Raw genomic sequence first — 1,864 nt, 5'->3', positions numbered from 1 at the left:
TGGACTTGAACCACCGACCTCACCCTTATCAGGGGTGCGCTCTAACCACCTGAGCTACAAGCCTGCAGAGATTTTTTACTGCTACTTTTCATCAGACAATCTGTGTGGACACTTCAAGGAACGGTTCTTTAAGGTAAGGAGGTGATCCAACCGCAGGTTCCCCTACGGTTACCTTGTTACGACTTCACCCCAGTCATGAATCACAAAGTGGTAAGCGCCCTCCCGAAGGTTAAGCTACCTACTTCTTTTGCAACCCACTCCCATGGTGTGACGGGCGGTGTGTACAAGGCCCGGGAACGTATTCACCGTAGCATTCTGATCTACGATTACTAGCGATTCCGACTTCATGGAGTCGAGTTGCAGACTCCAATCCGGACTACGACATACTTTATGAGGTCCGCTTGCTCTCGCGAGGTCGCTTCTCTTTGTATATGCCATTGTAGCACGTGTGTAGCCCTACTCGTAAGGGCCATGATGACTTGACGTCATCCCCACCTTCCTCCAGTTTATCACTGGCAGTCTCCTTTGAGTTCCCGGCCTAACCGCTGGCAACAAAGGATAAGGGTTGCGCTCGTTGCGGGACTTAACCCAACATTTCACAACACGAGCTGACGACAGCCATGCAGCACCTGTCTCACGGTTCCCGAAGGCACCAATTCATCTCTGAAAAGTTCCGTGGATGTCAAGAGTAGGTAAGGTTCTTCGCGTTGCATCGAATTAAACCACATGCTCCACCGCTTGTGCGGGCCCCCGTCAATTCATTTGAGTTTTAACCTTGCGGCCGTACTCCCCAGGCGGTCGACTTAACGCGTTAGCTCCGGAAGCCACGCCTCAAGGGCACAACCTCCAAGTCGACATCGTTTACAGCGTGGACTACCAGGGTATCTAATCCTGTTTGCTCCCCACGCTTTCGCACCTGAGCGTCAGTCTTCGTCCAGGGGGCCGCCTTCGCCACCGGTATTCCTCCAGATCTCTACGCATTTCACCGCTACACCTGGAATTCTACCCCCCTCTACGAGACTCAAGCTTGCCAGTTTCAAATGCAGTTCCCAGGTTGAGCCCGGGGATTTCACATCTGACTTAACAAACCGCCTGCGTGCGCTTTACGCCCAGTAATTCCGATTAACGCTTGCACCCTCCGTATTACCGCGGCTGCTGGCACGGAGTTAGCCGGTGCTTCTTCTGCGAGTAACGTCAATTGCTGTGGTTATTAACCACAACACCTTCCTCCTCGCTGAAAGTACTTTACAACCCGAAGGCCTTCTTCATACACGCGGCATGGCTGCATCAGGCTTGCGCCCATTGTGCAATATTCCCCACTGCTGCCTCCCGTAGGAGTCTGGACCGTGTCTCAGTTCCAGTGTGGCTGGTCATCCTCTCAGACCAGCTAGGGATCGTCGCCTAGGTGAGCCATTACCCCACCTACTAGCTAATCCCATCTGGGCACATCCGATGGCAAGAGGCCCGAAGGTCCCCCTCTTTGGTCTTGCGACGTTATGCGGTATTAGCTACCGTTTCCAGTAGTTATCCCCCTCCATCAGGCAGTTTCCCAGACATTACTCACCCGTCCGCCACTCGTCAGCGAATCAGCAAGCTGATTCCTGTTACCGTTCGACTTGCATGTGTTAGGCCTGCCGCCAGCGTTCAATCTGAGCCATGATCAAACTCTTCAATTTAAGTTTGATGCTCGTGAATTAAACTTCGTAATGAATTACGTGTTCACTCAGAGACTTGGTATTCATTTATCGTCTTGCGACGTTAAGAATCCGTATCATTGAGTGCCCACACAGATTGTCTGATAAATTGTTAAAGAGCAGTTGCAACGCGGCTTTACGCTCACCGTTGCGAGGTCCCGTATAATACG

Annotated in this window: 1 rRNA gene; it reads right to left on the bottom strand. The window is 52.0% G+C overall.

Going from position 1 to position 1,864, the window contains the following annotated elements:
- Positions 1-134 precede the first annotated feature (134 nt).
- Positions 135-1,676: ribosomal RNA gene (locus tag F0Q32_RS25565) — 16S ribosomal RNA — on the bottom strand.
- Positions 1,677-1,864 lie beyond the last annotated feature (188 nt).

It is taken from the genome of Pseudocitrobacter sp. 73 (genome assembly GCF_008369545.1).
In the GTDB taxonomy this organism is placed as follows: domain Bacteria; phylum Pseudomonadota; class Gammaproteobacteria; order Enterobacterales; family Enterobacteriaceae; genus Pseudocitrobacter; species Pseudocitrobacter vendiensis.
Note: the sequence above shows the minus strand (reverse complement) of the source record. Positions and strands in the feature narration are given on the sequence as shown.